The 15681-nt window shown below is 69.2% G+C and carries 15 protein-coding genes; 6 read left to right on the top strand and 9 right to left on the bottom strand.

Annotated elements, in window-relative coordinates; translation table 11 throughout:
* The first annotated feature begins 2 nt into the window (after positions 1-2).
* The 4 genes from MUN33_RS03245 (at position 3) to MUN33_RS03230 (ending at position 5349) form a co-directional block, all read left to right on the top strand.
* Complete coding sequence (locus tag MUN33_RS03245) at positions 3-752, top strand: enoyl-CoA hydratase family protein (RefSeq protein WP_244803490.1); 750 nt, start codon at positions 3-5, stop codon at positions 750-752.
* Between the two features lie 73 nt (positions 753-825).
* On the top strand, positions 826-1431 hold the full coding sequence (locus tag MUN33_RS03240; RefSeq protein WP_244803489.1) for a TetR/AcrR family transcriptional regulator: 606 nt from the start codon (positions 826-828) through the stop codon (positions 1429-1431).
* 110 nt (positions 1432-1541) lie between these two features.
* On the top strand, positions 1542-3437 hold the full coding sequence (locus MUN33_RS03235) for an AMP-dependent synthetase/ligase (RefSeq protein ID WP_244803488.1): 1896 nt from the start codon (positions 1542-1544) through the stop codon (positions 3435-3437).
* On the top strand, positions 3427-5349 hold the full coding sequence (locus tag MUN33_RS03230) for an AMP-dependent synthetase/ligase (protein WP_244803487.1): 1923 nt from the start codon (positions 3427-3429) through the stop codon (positions 5347-5349). The genes MUN33_RS03235 and MUN33_RS03230 overlap by 11 nt, the downstream gene beginning before the upstream one ends.
* Positions 5350-5512: 163 nt before the next feature.
* Here MUN33_RS03230 and MUN33_RS03225 read toward each other — a convergent pair whose 3' ends face one another.
* The 9 genes from MUN33_RS03225 to MUN33_RS03185 form a co-directional block, all read right to left on the bottom strand.
* Complete coding sequence (locus tag MUN33_RS03225; protein ID WP_244803486.1) at positions 5513-6079, bottom strand: 2-deoxyribose-5-phosphate aldolase; 567 nt, start codon at positions 6077-6079, stop codon at positions 5513-5515.
* Positions 6076-6378 (bottom strand): DUF2516 family protein, encoded by a 303-nt coding sequence (locus MUN33_RS03220; protein WP_244803485.1) that lies wholly within the window; start codon positions 6376-6378, stop codon positions 6076-6078. Before MUN33_RS03220 ends, MUN33_RS03225 begins: the two co-directional genes overlap by 4 nt.
* 21 nt (positions 6379-6399) lie before the next feature.
* On the bottom strand, positions 6400-7728 hold the full coding sequence (locus tag MUN33_RS03215; RefSeq protein WP_244803484.1) for a DUF445 domain-containing protein: 1329 nt from the start codon (positions 7726-7728) through the stop codon (positions 6400-6402).
* A gap of 119 nt (positions 7729-7847) precedes the next feature.
* Entirely contained in the window at positions 7848-8180 is a 333-nt protein-coding gene (locus tag MUN33_RS03210; protein WP_244803483.1) for a tetraspanin family protein, read from the bottom strand.
* A gap of 121 nt (positions 8181-8301) precedes the next feature.
* The gene (locus MUN33_RS03205) at positions 8302-9051 is read right to left on the bottom strand and encodes a succinate dehydrogenase/fumarate reductase iron-sulfur subunit (protein WP_244803482.1); all 750 of its coding nucleotides are present in this window, start codon (positions 9049-9051) and stop codon (positions 8302-8304) included.
* On the bottom strand, positions 9051-11087 hold the full coding sequence (locus MUN33_RS03200; protein WP_244803481.1) for a fumarate reductase/succinate dehydrogenase flavoprotein subunit: 2037 nt from the start codon (positions 11085-11087) through the stop codon (positions 9051-9053). Before MUN33_RS03200 ends, MUN33_RS03205 begins: the two co-directional genes overlap by 1 nt.
* Positions 11088-11142: 55 nt before the next feature.
* The gene (locus MUN33_RS03195; protein ID WP_244803480.1) at positions 11143-11886 is read right to left on the bottom strand and encodes a succinate dehydrogenase cytochrome b subunit; all 744 of its coding nucleotides are present in this window, start codon (positions 11884-11886) and stop codon (positions 11143-11145) included.
* Between the two features lie 77 nt (positions 11887-11963).
* Positions 11964-12596, bottom strand: a complete 633-nt coding sequence (locus MUN33_RS03190; RefSeq protein WP_244803479.1) for a response regulator transcription factor — start codon at positions 12594-12596, stop codon at positions 11964-11966.
* A complete protein-coding gene (locus MUN33_RS03185) occupies positions 12593-13894 on the bottom strand; it encodes an ATP-binding protein (RefSeq protein WP_244803478.1) in 1302 nt (433 codons plus the stop codon). Before MUN33_RS03185 ends, MUN33_RS03190 begins: the two co-directional genes overlap by 4 nt.
* A 169-nt stretch (positions 13895-14063) precedes the next feature.
* Between MUN33_RS03185 and MUN33_RS03180 the strand changes: the two genes are divergently transcribed.
* Positions 14064-15059 (top strand): ABC transporter permease, encoded by a 996-nt coding sequence (locus MUN33_RS03180; protein WP_244803477.1) that lies wholly within the window; start codon positions 14064-14066, stop codon positions 15057-15059.
* Positions 15056-15679 carry an ABC transporter ATP-binding protein gene (locus MUN33_RS03175; RefSeq protein WP_244803476.1) on the top strand — a complete coding sequence of 208 codons (624 nt, stop codon included), beginning with the start codon at positions 15056-15058 and terminating at the stop codon, positions 15677-15679. The genes MUN33_RS03180 and MUN33_RS03175 overlap by 4 nt, the downstream gene beginning before the upstream one ends.
* Positions 15680-15681 lie beyond the last annotated feature (2 nt).

The raw sequence follows: 15681 nt of genomic DNA, 5'->3' as shown, positions 1-15681 counted from the left end.
ACATGGCCATCAGCACCACCACGGAGAACAGCACCACCCGGATCACGATCGACGCCCCGGACCGTCGTAACGCCCTGTCGCCGGCGCTGATCCGGGACCTCACCGACGCCCTGGACGCCGCGGCCGGGGACGACGGCGTCCGCAGCGTGATCCTCGACCACACCGGGTCGACGTTCTGCTCCGGCGCCGACCTCGCCGCCGTGGGGGACACCCCACCGGAGCAGGTCACCGCCGGTTTCATCGCACTGCTGCGCACCATCGTCGACCTGCCGAAGCCGGTCACCGCCGTCGTCGACGGCAATGTCCGTGCCGGAGGGGTGGGCCTGCTCGCCGCCTGCGACATGGCGTTCGTCTCCCCGGGGTCCTCCGTCGCCACGACGGAGACCAGGATCGGTGTCGCACCGGCGATGATCGCGCTGACCGTCCTCCCGCGCCTGTCGTCCCGCGCCGCCTCGCGGTACCTGCTCACCGGCGAACGGTTCGACGCCGACACCGCCGCACGCGCCGGCCTGGTCACGGAGGTCGTCGACGATCCCCGTGCGCAGGCCGCGAGCACCGCGGAGGGCCTGTTGAAGTGCTCCCCCCAGGGGCTCCGGGAGACCAAGCGGATCCTCAACCGGGAGATCCTCGACGGGTTCGACGCCGGGGCGGACGCCCTGGCCGCGAAGTCCGCCGAACTGTTCGCCACCCCGGAGGCGCTGGAGGGCATCACCGCGTTCCTCCAGAAGCGGCCCCCGAACTGGGCGGTGTGATGTCGGCGTGATGCTGAAGCGGGGACACCAGGTGTTACAGTGACTGTCGTTTGACCGAGAAGCCGGAGGACCCATGGCCGCCAGAGAAGCCCAGCAGGAACGCAGCAGGGAGACCCGGCGTCGACTGCTGGAGGCCTCACTGGCGACCCTGTCCGAGCACGGGTTCCCGGCCACGACGGTCAGCGCCGTCGCCGCCCGCGCCGGCGTCTCCCGGGGCGCCGCCCAACACCACTTCCCCACCAGGGACTCACTGGTCGAGGCGGCGCTCGAGGAGTTCTTCTCGGAGCGGACGCAGAAACTGCGTGCCAGCGTCGCCGCACTGTCCACCGGTCGCGACGGTGCACCGGTCGAGGACGTCCTCGAGCTGGTGTTCGGCTTCTTCAGCAACCGCCCGTTCCACGCCGCCCTCCACATCTGGGCGGCCGCGAGCACCGACGCCGGACTCCGCGAACTGATCGTCCCCGCGGAGGCCCGGTACGGCCGCGAGGTGTTCCAGCTCATGGCCCTGGCCCTGAACGCCGACCTGTCCGACCAGCACACCCGGCGGCTCCTGGGGCTCACCCTCGACGTCGCCCGCGGGCTCGGGCTCGGTTCGGTCCTGGTCGACACCCGGCAGCACCAGCGCCACGCCCTGGAGACCTGGTCGGCGATCCTCGCCGACATCGCGCGCAACGACTGACACGACCGAAACGACTGACCGGCCCCGCCTCCCCTGCCGCAGGACACGTCACACTCCAGTTACTTAGCTTCCGAAACAATAGTGCCATCCACCTGGCCCGGAGGACCACCATGACCGACACCACCGAGACGACCCACGACACCACCACCGTCGGCCACATGCTGCGCAGTCGGGTGGCCACGACACCCCACCGGCGGGCGTACACCTACCCCGACCCCGCGTCCCCCGCCCGCGACTGGACGGTGGCCACCTGGTCGCGGGTCGGCTCCGACACCGAGGAGGTCGCCGCCGGGCTCATCGGCCTGGGCGTCGAACCCGGCGACCGGGTCGCCATCGCCAGCACCACCTGCTACGACTGGGTCACCGCCACCTACGGCACCATGTGCGCCGGGGCCGCGACCGTCGCCGTCTACCCCACCACCGTCGCCGCGGACGTCCTCCACATCGTCGGGGACTCCGGCGCCTGCGTCGTCTTCGCCGAGGACTCCGCACAGCTGGCGAAACTGCTCGCCCTGCGCGACCACCTGCCCCGGGTGCACACGGTGGTGGTCTTCGACGTCACCCTCACCGACCGTCCCGACGACTGGGTCGTCACCGTCGACGAACTCCGGCGCGACGGGAGGGCCCTGCTGACCACCACCCCGGACGTCGTCGACACCCGCATCGACGGCACCCGCCCCGACGACCTGGCGACCCTGATCTACACCTCCGGCACCACGGGACGCCCCAAGGGCGTGCTGCTGCCGCACCGCGTGTGGGTCGGTCAGGTCCGCGCCATCGCCGACACCGTCGCCGCGGAACCGACGGGCCGCGACGCCCCCTTGCTGGGCATCGACGACCGGCAGTTCCTGTGGCTCCCCCTCGCGCACGTCATGGGCAAGCTCATGGTGCTGCTGCCGCTCCACGTGGGTTTCGAGACCACCATCGACGGCCGGGTCGACCGGATCGTCGAGAACCTCGGGGTGGCACGACCGACGTTCATGGCCTCGGTACCCCGGATCTTCGAGAAGGCCTACGCCGGGATCGCCACGACCGTCGCCGGGAACCCCGGCCCCCTCCGCATCCGGGAACGGCTGTTCCACTGGGCCGGACGGGTCGGCACGACGGTCTTCGACGCCGACCACGGAGACGGGTCCACCACCGCGTCGCGCTGGGTCCGCCTCCAGGCCCGACTCGCCGACCGCCTGGTGTTCGCCACCGTGCGGGAACGTTTCGGCGGACGGATCCGCTACGTGATCTCCGGGTCCGCCGCACTGGACGCCGATATCTCCCGGTGGTTCGGCGCCGCGGGCCTGCCTGTCCTGGAGGGGTACGGCATGACCGAGACGAACGTCGCGACGCTGGGGCTGCCGTCCACCTACCGGGCCGGGACCGTCGGCACCCCGCTGCGGGGCTTCGAGGTCCACATCGCCGAGGACGGCGAGATCCTCGTCCGCGGCCCCGGGGTCATGGCCGGCTACCACGACAACCCCGCGGAGACCGCCCGGACGCTGACCGCGGACGGCTGGCTGCACACCGGAGACATCGGAGAGCTCGACGACCGGGGCCGGCTGCGCGTCACCGACCGGAAGAAGGAGCTGTTCAAGACCTCCAACGGGAAGTACGTCGCACCGGCCCCCACCGAAGCCCGGTTCAAGAGCCTGTGCCCGGTGGCGTCGCAGATCGTCGTCGTCGGCGAGGGACGCCCGTACGTGGGCGCCCTGGTCACCCTGGACGAGGCGGCGGCCACGGCCTGGGCCCGGCGCGCGGGCGTGCCCGGCGACTACGCCGCGGTCACCGCCCACCCGCGGACCCGGGAGATGATCCAGGGGTACGTCGACGAACTCAACGGCACCCTCAACCCGTGGGAGCGGATCAGGACCTTCCGCATCCTCGGCCGCGAACTCTCCGTCGACAGGCAGGAACTCACCCCGTCGCTGAAACTCCGGCGACGCCCCGTCGCAGCCCACTTCCCCGACGACATCGACGCGCTCTACACCACGACAGGAGCCCACCATGCCCGATAGCCAGACCAGCAACCAGACCCGCATCCCCCCGCTCACCGACCTCAGCGCCGACGTCCCCTTCGATCCCCCCGTCCGTTCGACAGGGCACATGCTCCGCAACCGGGTCGCCATGACCCCGGGACACCGGGCGTACAGCTTCCCCGTCGTGGACAGCACCGGCGAGGAGACGTGGAAGACGCTGACCTGGGGGCAGGTGGGGGCCCAGGCGTCCGAGGTGGCGGCCGGGCTGATCAGCCTGGACGTCCAGCCCGAGGACCGTGTGACCATCGCGTGCACCACCCGGTACGAGTGGGCGCTGGCCGACTACGGGATCGTCTACGCCGCGGCGGCGACGGTCACCGTCTACCCGACCACACTCGCCGAGGACGTCTGCTTCATCATCGACGACTCCGACAGCCGCGTCGTCTTCGTCGAGGACGCCGGGCAACTCGCCAAGCTCAGCGGTCTGCGCGACAGGATCCCCAAGGTGCACACCGTCGTCGTGCTCGACGACACCGTACCCGCCGACGCCGATGCGTCCTGGGTGATCAGTATGGAGGAGCTGCGGCGCCGGGGCCGTGACCGGCTGTCGACGCACCCGGGCGAGATCGACGCACGCATCGACTCCACCGACCTGGACGACCTGGCCACCCTGATCTACACCTCCGGCACCACAGGACGCCCCAAGGGTGTGCTGCTCCCCCACCGCGTGCTGGTGTTCGAGGTCCTGACGCTGGACGGGACGCTGCACCGGTCGTCGCCCGACGAGATGATCACGATCGACGACAAGCAGTTCCTGTGGCTCCCGCTGTCGCACGTGATGGGCAAGCTGCTGCTGATGACACCGGTGCACATCGGGTTCGAAACCGCCATCGACGGCCGGGTGGAACGCATCGTCGAGAACCTCCCCGTGGTGCGGCCCACCTTCATGGGCTCCGCCCCGCGGATCTTCGAGAAGGCCTACAACGGTGTCGTGACGAAGATGGCGGAGGACCCGGGCCCGTTCGGCATCCGGGAGAAGCTCTTCCACTGGGCCGGCCGGGTCGGTACCGCGGTCTTCGAGGCGGACCACGGCGACGGGTCCACGACCGCGTCGCGCTGGGTCCGGCTCCAGGCACGGCTGGCCGACCGCCTGGTGTTCGCCACGGTGCGCGAACGTTTCGGCGGACGGATCCGCTACTTCATCTCCGGCTCCGCCGCGTTGAACGCCGACGTCTCCCGGTGGTTCGGGGCGACCGGGATGATCATCCTGGAGGCCTACGGCATGACGGAATCCGGCGGCGGATCCTGCCTCGGGACACCGGGAGGCTACCGGACCGGGGTCATCGGCCGGCCGCTGGACGGGATGGAGGTGCGCATCGCCGACGACGGCGAGATCCTCTTCCGCGGGGCCGGGGTGATGGACGGCTACCACAACAACCCGGAAGCCACGGCCGAGGCCCTCGACGCCGACGGTTGGATGCACACCGGCGACATCGGTGAGCTCGACACCGACGGGTACATCCGCGTCACCGGACGCAAGAAGGAGCTGTTCAAGACGTCCAACGGCAAGTACGTGGCACCGGCGTTGATCGAGGCGGAGTTCAAGGGACTGTGCCCGGTCGCCTCGAACCTGGTGGTCATCGGCGAGGGGCGCCCCTACGTGAGCGCCCTGGTGGCGTTGGACCCGGACGCCCTCACCGCGTGGGCGCAGCGTACGGGGGTCAGCGGGGACTACTCACGGATCGCGGCGGACCCGCGGACCCAGGCGATGGTCCAGGGCTACGTGGACGAACTGAACGGCACGCTGAACAGGTGGGAGCAGATCAAGACCTTCCGGATCCTCCCCCGTGACCTGACGGTCGAGGACGCCGAACTGACCCCGTCCCTGAAACTCCGCCGCGCCCCGGTCGAGGCGCACTTCGCCGAGCTGGTGGAGGCGAACTACGACTGAGGTCAGCGCCGGCGGGGCGCCTCGGGCCTCGGGAAAAGTCTGGCACCGTGCAGCAGGAGGGGCGATTCTGCTGCACGGTGCCAGACTTTTTTCGCGTGGCCGCCGGAGGGCTCAGGGGCTCAGGGGCTCAGCGGCCCCAACAGCCTCAAGAGCCTCAGGAACTTCAGCGCGGCACTGTCACGCGGGCCACGCCGGGGAGGTCGACCGGCGACGCCACGGTCACTGGTGTCCCCTGCACCGCATCCAGCATCACACCGGCCTCATGCTGGGACCCGGCGGAGACCATGTCCGCCCCGGCGGTCACCGCGGCCCGGCAGAATGCCCGCAGCCGCTCGTCGTCGGGGTCGACCCCGTACTCGCCCGGGGCCACCCGCAGCACCGCCGGAGACGGCACCGCCTCGCGCAGTGTCACGATCTCACTGATCATCGCGTTGACGTCGCCGGCGGCCACATACGCCGGGTCAAGGACCACATGGACCTCGTGTGCCCCGTTGACGACCGCCATGTGGGCCTCGCTGGCCTTGACGAGCGGATGGTGTTTCCCGCTGGGGTACCCGGCGACGGTGACCAGCCGCAGCGTCTCCGGGGCGTGTCGCAGCGGGAACAGTGTCGGGGGCACGCACACCGCCACGTCACCGTGGTCCACCGCGTGCGTGACGAGGGCGTCGGCGTCCTCCCTGGTGCAGGTGGGGTCGAGCATCACCCGTTCGACGCGGGCACCGCCACTCACTGGGCGTTGCCGAGCACGTCACGGATCGACGGCCGGATGTCCTGCCAGTAGATCCCCACGATCACCGCGCCGACGATCCAGATCATCGACACCATCGGCCCGAGCACCAGCACGCCCAGACCCGCCCCGCCGAGCAGCAGCAGCCAGTTCTGCTTCGACCGGTCGATGACCGTGAAGGCGTCGTCCCTGGTCATGGCGACCTGAATCGCACCCCAGATCGCCGCGATGGCCACGAGGAACACGAAGGCGAGCTGCAGGTAGTTCAGGCCCCGGAAGGCCATGTTCACAAGATCGATCATGGTTCCCGATCCTATCCGACCTCACAGCACCGTGAACATCAGCTCGGACACCGAGTAGATCGCCAGCCCCGCCAGCGACCCCACGACGGTGCCGTTGACGCGGATGAACTGCAGGTCTTTGCCCACCATCAGCTCGATCCGGTCGCTGGCCTCGTCGGCGTCCCAGCGCTCGACGGTCTCGCCGATGATGCCCGTCACCTCGCCGGCGTAGTTCTCCGCCAGGTACGCCGCGGCCCCCACGAGGCGCTTCTCCAGGGACTCACGCAGCTGCTCCTCGGTGCGGACACGGGTGGCGAACTCCGAGACCCAGGTGACGATCTTCGTCCGCAGCACCGAGTCCTCGTCGCGCGCCATCGTCGTCAGCGTGGACCGCACCGACTCCCACAACACCCCGGGCAGGGCCTGCACGGTGGCCGAGTTCATGATGTCGGCTTTGAGGTTCTCCACCCGCGCGATCATCGTCGGGTCGTGCTGCAGGTCCTGCGCGAGCTGTCCGATGAACCGGCGGATGGCGTGACGCGCCTCGTGTTCGGGGTTGTTGCGGACGTCCGCGGTGAAGTTCACCACCTCGCTGTAGACCTTGTCGCCGACGAGGTCGCGGACGAACCGGGGCGCCCAGGTGGGGGTGCGCTCGTCCAGGAGCCGGACGATGAGGTACTCGCTGTCACGGGCCTTGTCGTCCAGCCAGACAACCACCGCGTCGACGAGCGGCTCGGTCCGCCCCTCGCTGATGAGCTGTTCCAGGCCGCGGCCGAGCGGCGGACCCCACGTCGGTTCGGAGACCTTGTCCACCACCAGGGTGCGCAGGAGCTGGTCGGCCTCCGCCGGGTCGACCCCGTTGACGACCAGGTCGATCAGGCGGCACGCCTCCACGCCGGTGCGTTCCGCACCGCCCTGGTCCAGTACCCAGTCCGCGGCGCGTTCCGGGATGCGGGCCTGGCTGAGCTTCTCGGTGATCAGGGCGGCGTTGAGGAAGTTCTCCCCCACGAAGGAGCTCAATGCGTGGCCGACCTGGTCCTTCTTGCGTTTGATGATCGCGGTGTGCGGGATCGGGATCCTCAGCGGGTGCCGGAACAGGGCGGTCACGGCGAACCAGTCCGCCAGCGCCCCGACCATGCCGGCCTCGCTGGCGGCGCGGACGTACCCCGTCCACGCGCCGTCCCGTCCGGTGGCCTCCAACCACCGGCACAGCAGGTAGACCAGTGTGGCCACGACCAGGAGGCTGGTGGCGAACGCCTTGTGACGGCGCAGGTCACGACGGCGCGCCGCCTCGGACTCCGGGGAGGGACCGGGGACGGAGAGCCGGTTGTCGGTGGGGCTGTTCTTCGCGGAGGATGTCACCCGGCCCATTATTCCACCAGAACCGGACACAGATCCCAGCACAGACCCCCGCACAGACGTCAGCCCCCTGTCTGCCGGGGCAGACCAGGGGGCTGACGTGCGCTGGAGGCGCAGGTGACGGGGCGGGTCTAGTAGACCCGACCGGTCCGCTTGCGGTACGCGCGGGTACCGCTGCGGCCGATGTGGATACCGAAGAAGGACGCGAGGAGCAGGACCACACCGGCGACCCAGCCGACGATGCCGATGGTCACGCCGTGCTCCTGGGCGCCGACGCTGTAGGCGGCGAAGCCGAAGATCCCGATACCCATGATGGCGACCGAGACGACCAGCAGCCCCATGGACATCCAGGTCACGCCGCGCTGCAGTGAAGAATGCGGCGCGTCCCAGCTGGACGGGACGTAGCCGTCCAGGTACTCCGGCGAAGCCGAGAACTGGCCCTTCGTGTCGAGATCAGCGGACATCGTTATCCTCTTTCGTCTTTCGGTGTGCCCGGTGCTTCTCTCTGCCCGGGTGACAACATGAGCCTAGCGCACGGGTACGGCCGGGGCCTACCCGTGCACCGGACGGGGGAACCCGTCGGTCCTAGTCGGCCTTGCCGCGGATCGCCGCGCGCGCCCGCTCCTTGGTGATCGCGGCGACGGCCGTCAGCGGGATACCCGCCGGGCAGACGTCGGCGCACTCGCCGTAGAGGGAGCAGGGACCGAAGGTTCCCTCGGCCTCGTCGACCATGTTCTTGGCACGGCGTCCACGCTCCTGGCGCCCCAGCGGGGACAGGGTCATGTGGACCAGCTTCGCACCGGTGAACAGGTGGGACGCACCGTTCGGGCAGGCGGCCACGCAGGCACCGCAACCGATGCAGGCGGCGTGGTCGAGGGCCAGCTCGGCGTCCTCGTGGTTGACCAGGAGGCTGTCGGCGTCCGGTGCGGTACCGGCCGCCATGGACACGAAGCCGCCCTTCTCCATGACGCGGTCCAGTGCGGACCGGTCGACGACCATGTCCTTGATCACCGGGTACGCCGCGGAGCGCAGCGGCTCGAGCTTGATGCTGTCGCCGTCGTTGAAGCTGTACAGGCGCTGCTGGCAGGCCGGCTTGTTCTTGTCCGGACCGTGCGGACGCCCGTTGACCATCAGGCCACAGGTGCCGCAGATACCCTCACGGCAGTCGGAGGCGAAGGCGAAGGGCTCCTTGCCGGCCTCGACGTACGTCGTGTTGACGTGGTCGAGCAGCTCCAGGATGGACATTGCCTGCTCGGCATCGGGGACGTCCACCGACTCGAAGTGGCCCTCCGAGGTGTGGTCCGCCTGACGCCAGATCTCAAGATGCAGTTTCATTACTTGTAGTTCCTTGTCATCAGCGGGATGCGGTCAAAGTACAGCGGCTCCGAGTGACGGATGAACGTCTCCGGCTTGTCGCCCGGCTCCCACGCCGAGACGAAGCACCATTCGTCGTCGTTGCGCTCGGCTTCGCCGTCCTCGTCGAGGTGGTCCTCGCGGTAGTGCGCACCACAGGACTCGTCACGGTCCAGGGCGTCGACACACATCAGCTCACCGAGATCCAGGTAGTCGGCGACGCGGATCGCGTTCTCCAGCGCCTGGTTCATCTCGTCCTTGCCACCCGGCACGAAGACGTTCTCCCAGAAGTCCGCACGGACCTTCCGGATCTCGTCGATGCCGGCCTGCATACCTTCGACGGTACGTGCCACACCACAGCAGCGGTAGAGGATCTCACCGAGCTGGCGGTGGTAGTACTCCGCGCCGTGCGGGTTGGGGCCACGGATGTTCAGGATGCGGTCGATGCGCTCCTCGGTCCGCTTCAGCGCGGCCTTGGCGGCGGCCGACTCGGTGTCCGGGGCGTCCTGACCCAGCAGCGGGGCCAGGTAGTTCGGGACGGTGAACGGCAGGGTGAACCAGCCCTCCACGGAAGACGACAGCAGCGAGTTCGCACCCAGGCGGTTGGCGCCGTGGTACATCCAGGACGACTCACCGGAGCAGAACAGACCCGGGATCGAGGTCATCTCGTGGAAGTCGGTCCACAGACCACCCATGGTGTAGTGGCAGGTCGGGGCGATACGCATCGGCTCCTTGTACGCGTCGTCGCCGATGGCTTCCTCGTACATCTGGATCAGGTTCGAGTAGCGCTCGCGGATGGTGTCCTCGCCCAGCTTCTTGATGGCGTGGGTGAGGTCCAGGTAGACCGAGTTCTTCTTCGGACCGACACCGTAGCCGGCGTTGATCTGCTGCGCGTTCGCACGGGAGGCGATGTCACGCGGGACCAGGTTGCCGAAGGCCGGGTAACGACGCTCGAGGAAGTAGTCGCGCTCGTCCTCGGGGATGTCGTTGGGGTGACGGTCGTCGCCCTTCTTGATCGGCGTCCAGATGCGGCCGTCGTTACGCAGCGACTCCGACATCAGGATCGTCTTGGACTGCCAGTCGGAGTTGACCGGCAGACCGGTCGGGTGGAACTGCACGAACGACGGGGACGCCATGTAGGCGCCCTGCTCGTAGGCACGCATGATCGCGCTGGCGTTGGAGTTCTTGGCCAGCGTGGACATGTGGTAGACGTTGCCGTACCCGCCGGTGGCCAGCACGGTGGCGTGGCCGGTGTGGGTCGACAGCTCACCGGTGATGATGTTGCGGGTGACGATACCCTTGCACACTCCGTCCTCGACGATGATGTCCTGGACGTCGGAGTGGGTGAAGATCTCGACGTTGCCGGCACCGATCTGACGGTACAGGGCCGAGGTCGTCGCCAGCTGCAGCTGCTGACCGGTCTGCCCACGGGTGTAGTAGGTGCGGGAGACCTGCACACCACCGAAGGAACGGGTGGCCAGGGTTCCGCCGTACTCGCGGGAGAACGGGGCACCGATGGCGTTCATGTGGTCGATGACCTTGCCGGACTCCATGGCCAGACGCCAGCAGTCGTTCTCACGGCACCGGTAGTCGCCGCCCTTGACGGTGTCCTTGGTGTGGTTGTAGGTCGAGTCGTTGTCCAGCTTCTTCGACCGCGACGAGTTCACGCCACCCTGCGCGGCGATGGAGTGCGCGCGACGGGGACTGTCGTGGTAGGTGAAGACCTTGACGTCGTAGCCGAGCTCACCGAGGGCCGCGGCCGCCGCGCCACCGGCCAGGCCGGTGCCGACGATCAGGATGCGGAACTTGGCGCGGTTCAGCGGCGAGACGAGCTTGAAGTGCTCCTTGTCGAACTGCCACTGCTCCTGCTGACCGACCTCGTGCGGGGCGTTGTCGCCGATGACCTTGCCGACGGCGACACCGTCCACGGCGGATTTCGGCGCGGAGAAGGCCTGCAGAGCCTCGTCGTAGTCGAAGTCCGGGGTCTGGTTGTGCGGGTGGGGCTTACTGATTCCCATAGTCTCTTCTCTCTCCTTGGTCCCTGTGGTCCCTGTGATCCCTGATGAACCCGGACTAATCCACCACGCCGGACATCACCATCAGCGGGATGGAGATGTTGCCGATCATGACGACGGCGGGCAGCAGGTAGGCGATCCACAGCATGACCTGACGGGTCCGGTGACCGGTGATCCCCAGGTCGGAGGACGCGGTCCAGATCCCGTGGCTCAGGTGCAGGAAGAGGACGACCATGCACAGGATGTAGAAGATCGCGACAACCGGGCGCTCGAAGGAGGCCACCAGGTTGGCGTACACCTCACCGTGCTCGAAGACGGTCGACGCGGCAGGCTCCGCACCGATCGTCAGGTCGAGGATGTGGAAGATGATGAACAGCAGCAGCACCACACCGGTACCCAGCATCGAGCTGGCGGTGAAGGTGTTCAGCCCACCGACCTTGCCGGTGCGCTTGAACGAGCCACGCGACTCGCGCGACCGCTTCTTCAGGGCGAATGCGCACCACACGTGCAGGATGAGCGAGACCAGCAGGACCACGCGCGCGATCCAGAGGAAGCCCTCGTGCGGGATGAGCGGCTCACCGACGCTACGCAGGAAGCCCGCGTATTCGTTGAAGTGGTCGGCACCTGTGTAGACCTTCAGGTTTCCGACCATGTGGACGAGAACATAGAGGGCGAAGATGATGCCCGTCACGGCCATCGTCAGCTTCATCGCCCAGGAGGGGAAGCCCGGCTTCTCCCTCAACGGTTTGATGGAAATTTTCCCGTGCTCGATTGCGGCGGGATCGTCGTATTTAACAGTCATGGCACCTCCAGTGTCATAGACACTGTACGACCCTCATAGTGGCAAGTACCAACCGACCCCCACCCCCGTGAATAAGATCACACCACCAGCCCACGTCGCCGTGCCTCGGCCACCGCGGCCGTGCGGTTCCCGACCCCCAACTTCTGATAAATATGTATCAGATGGGTCTTGACCGTGGCCAGTGAGATCACGAAGTGCCCCGCGATCGCACGGTTACTCGCCCCGGTGGCCAACGCCTCCAGGATCTCCACCTCCCGGCGCGACAGCGACTCCCCGGCCTGACCGAGCTGGTCGGCGAGGCTGGCCGCGACGTCCGGTGCCAGTGTCCGACGGCCCGCCGCGGTGTCCAGCACCGCCCGGTGCAGGACGTCCTGCGGTGCGTCCTTGAGGAGGTACCCGGTCGCACCGGCTTCGAGGGCGTCGCGGATGTGGTGGCCGGTGTCGTAGGTGGTCAACACCAGCACCGGCGGTCCGCCGGCCGCGACGGTGTCCCGGGTGGCCGTGATCCCGTCGGTGCCGGGCATCTGGATGTCCATCACCAGGACGTCGGCCCCGAGCTCTACGGCGCGCGCCGCCTCCGCCCCGTCCTCCCCCTCGGCGACGACGGTCACGTCCCCGAATCCGTCGAGGATCGCCCGGAGCCCGGCGCGGACAACCGGGTGGTCGTCGATGAGCATCACCCGCACCGGGGCACCGTCCCGCCCGCTCATGACGGGTCCTCCCGGGGGTCCCGGTCATCCAGGCGGAAGCGCACCGCGACGCACGTGCCGTCACCGGTGAGGACGTCGAAGTCGCCGCCTGCCTCGGCGACCCGCAACCGCATCCCGGTCAACCCGTACCCGTCACCGGCCGGACGGACGACCTCGTCGAGGTCGATGCCCCGCCCGTCGTCGTCGACGTCGAGCACCAGCACGCCGTCCTCCACGTCGAGACGGACGACGGCTTCCCTGGCGCCGGCGTGTTTGACCACGTTGGTCAACGACTCCTTCACGACATGGACCACCGCGTCGCGCACAGGCGCGGGGAGCGTCCGGCCGGCCACGTCCGCCTGCACGGCCAGGTCGACGGTCAGCCCGTCGCCCAGCGCCCGCTGGGTGGCGGTGACGTCGTCGACGATCCGGCGCAACGCCGCCTCCACCGGCTCCGGCGGCTCGTCCGGCCGGCCCGCCGCCAGGTCCCGGATGAGGAGCCGTGTGTCGCCGAGATTCTCTCCCGCCGTCCTCTCTATCAGGGCGAGCTGTCCGAGTGCGTCGTCCGTCCGCCCCTGACCGACCGCCGTCGACGCGGCGCGGGACAGCAGGACCACCGCGTTGAAGCCCTGGGCGAGGGTGTCGTGGATGTCGCGGGAGATGCGTTCCCGTTCCTCCAGGCGTCCGGCGTTCTTCTCCGTGGCCAACAGGCGGTCGCGCGTCCTGCGTAGTTCGTCGGCGGTGGCCCGCTGGCGCTCCGCCTCCGCGGCGAGCGCCCGGTAGGTCCAGTACGCCCCCGCGGCGAAGACCACGCCGATGCCGGGGCCGACCACCGCGGCGACCCCACCTCCCTGCCCGGTCAGCGGCGGGACGAACGCACCCACCATCCACGCCAGGACGAGGGCACCGGTGTGGACCGCGCCGAACGTCAGCCCGCGGTACATGTCCAGTACCGCGAGGATGAGGAACGTCAGCGGGAACAGCAGCCACACCGCATGATGGCTCAGCGCCGTCGCGACGGCCCACAGCACCAGCAACACCCCCAGCCACCAGGGCGCCGACACCCGCAGCCGACCACGCCCCGGCGCCCGGCCGTCCGCGACACGTTTCTCCGCGACGGTCCCCGCCAGGTAGACGGCGGCGAGCAGCAGGATCACCGCCGCCCCCGCCGTCGCCCGGACGACCTGACCCGGCTGATCCGCCCCGGCCCCATCGGCCACGACCCGGACCAGGGCGAACCCCGACAACGCGGCGAAGACCACGTGCAGGGCGATGCGCAGGGTGCCGAGGATGTGCGGCAGGGAGGTGTGCGGGTTCACCGGCCCGAGTGTAGGTGCACCACCACCGGCGTGGCATCGACCGAACGGTTGACCGGGAAACCGGCACTGCGGTCGATGTGCCGCACCACCGCCGCGGACGAGGATCAGGGGACGGCGACCGCGACCGGCAGGTCACCGACACATCCCCGACCTTCACAGGAGGACGCCCATGTACCTGGGCCTCAGAGACATCACTACAGCCAAGGGACGGTTCACGCTGATCACCTCGGTCGTGGCCCTGATCACGCTGCTGCTGGTCATGCTCACCGGCCTGACCGGTGGCCTGGCGGACCAGAACACCTCGGCACTGAAGGCGCTGGGGCCCGACCGGTTCATCTTCGGCACCGGCGACGACCCGTCCTTCACCTCCTCCACCGTGACCGACCGCGACCGGGACGCATGGCGCGAGGCCGCCGGCCCGACCGCCGACGTCGTCCCGTTGGGAATCGCCAACACCCGGGTCGACGTCGACGGCTCCCCCGAACCGGTCACCCTGATGGGGCTGCCGCCCGGCACCCGGGTCCCCGGTGGTGACGTCCCCCGCAGCGGCCTGCTCCTCCCGGACAGTCTCGGGGGCACCGCCGACACCGAGTACCTGAACCACCAGCCCGTCGTCTGGGCCGACCTGGGCACCTGGAAGGACCGGACCGGGGCGGACTCCCCCACCGTCCTCATGGTCACCGCCGACCTCGACGACGACGCGTGGGACGCCGCCGCCGAGCGCACCGGTACCGTGACCGCCACCGTCCGGGACTCGTTCGCCGCGCTACCCGCCTACCAGTCCGAACGTGGCTCGCTGCTGGCGATCCAGGGACTGCTGTACGGCATCTCCGCACTCGTGGTCATGGCGTTCCTCAGCGTGTGGACGATCCAGCGCACCCGGGACATCGCAGTCCTCAGGGCACTCGGCGCCACCACCCGCTACGTCGTCACCGACACCGCGGTCCAGGCCGCCGTGATCCTCGCCCTCGGGGTGACCGCCGGCGGCGTGGCCGGCGCATTGCTCGGTTCCCTGGCCGCAGGCACCGTCCCGTTCGCGACGACCGCCTGGACCTTCCTGCTGCCGCCGGCCGGCGTCCTCCTGCTCGGAATGTGCGGCGCCCTCGCCGCCATGCGCCGCGTCTCCACCGTCGACCCCCATCTCGCCCTAGGAGCATCATCATGACCGTCCTGACCCTGCACGACGTCACCGTGACCTACCCGGACGGCGGCCACACCGTCACCGCGCTGGAGCACGTCTCGTTCTCCGCCCGTGCCGGCGAGTTGACCGCCGTCGTCGGTGAATCCGGCTCCGGGAAGTCCACCCTGCTCTCCGTCGCCGCCGGGCTCTCCTCCCCCGACTCCGGTGTCGTGGACGTCCGGGGCGGCACCGGCATGGTCTTCCAGTCGCCGAACCTGCTCGACTCCTTGACCGTCCGCGAACAACTGCTGGTCACCGACCACATCCGTGGTACCAGGATCACCCGGGGACGACGCCGCCGGGCCGACGGGCTCCTCGCGCGCGTCGGGTTGGAAGGGTACGGCGACCGCAGGCCCCACCAGCTGTCCGGCGGTCAGCGGCAACGGGTGAACATCGCCCGGGCGTTGACCGGGGAGCCGGCGCTGCTGCTGGCCGATGAACCCACCTCGGCGTTGGACCACCGGCTGTCCCGTCGAATCGTCGAACTGTTGCGTGGGCTCACCACCGACCGGGGCCTGGCCACGGTGCTGGTCACCCACGACCGTAGTCAGCTGGACCTCGCCGACCGGGTGGTGGAGATGCGCGACGGGACGCTGGTCGGTTGACC

Source organism: Corynebacterium kalidii (assembly GCF_022869005.1).
GTDB lineage: Bacteria > Actinomycetota > Actinomycetes > Mycobacteriales > Mycobacteriaceae > Corynebacterium > Corynebacterium kalidii.
Note: the sequence above shows the minus strand (reverse complement) of the source record. Positions and strands in the feature narration are given on the sequence as shown.

Coding starts and splice junctions, on each gene's coding strand:
- MUN33_RS03245 (WP_244803490.1), top strand. CDS start 3: ATGGCCATCAGCACCACCACGGAGAACAGCACCACCCGGATCACGATC.
- MUN33_RS03240 (WP_244803489.1), top strand. CDS start 826: ATGGCCGCCAGAGAAGCCCAGCAGGAACGCAGCAGGGAGACCCGGCGT.
- MUN33_RS03235 (WP_244803488.1), top strand. CDS start 1,542: ATGACCGACACCACCGAGACGACCCACGACACCACCACCGTCGGCCAC.
- MUN33_RS03230 (WP_244803487.1), top strand. CDS start 3,427: ATGCCCGATAGCCAGACCAGCAACCAGACCCGCATCCCCCCGCTCACC.
- MUN33_RS03220 (WP_244803485.1), bottom strand. CDS start 6,378: ATGATCGATCTTGTGAACATGGCCTTCCGGGGCCTGAACTACCTGCAG.
- MUN33_RS03215 (WP_244803484.1), bottom strand. CDS start 7,728: ATGGGCCGGGTGACATCCTCCGCGAAGAACAGCCCCACCGACAACCGG.
- MUN33_RS03210 (WP_244803483.1), bottom strand. CDS start 8,180: ATGTCCGCTGATCTCGACACGAAGGGCCAGTTCTCGGCTTCGCCGGAG.
- MUN33_RS03205 (WP_244803482.1), bottom strand. CDS start 9,051: ATGAAACTGCATCTTGAGATCTGGCGTCAGGCGGACCACACCTCGGAG.
- MUN33_RS03200 (WP_244803481.1), bottom strand. CDS start 11,087: ATGGGAATCAGTAAGCCCCACCCGCACAACCAGACCCCGGACTTCGAC.
- MUN33_RS03195 (WP_244803480.1), bottom strand. CDS start 11,886: ATGACTGTTAAATACGACGATCCCGCCGCAATCGAGCACGGGAAAATT.
- MUN33_RS03190 (WP_244803479.1), bottom strand. CDS start 12,596: ATGAGCGGGCGGGACGGTGCCCCGGTGCGGGTGATGCTCATCGACGAC.
- MUN33_RS03180 (WP_244803477.1), top strand. CDS start 14,064: ATGTACCTGGGCCTCAGAGACATCACTACAGCCAAGGGACGGTTCACG.
- MUN33_RS03175 (WP_244803476.1), top strand. CDS start 15,056: ATGACCGTCCTGACCCTGCACGACGTCACCGTGACCTACCCGGACGGC.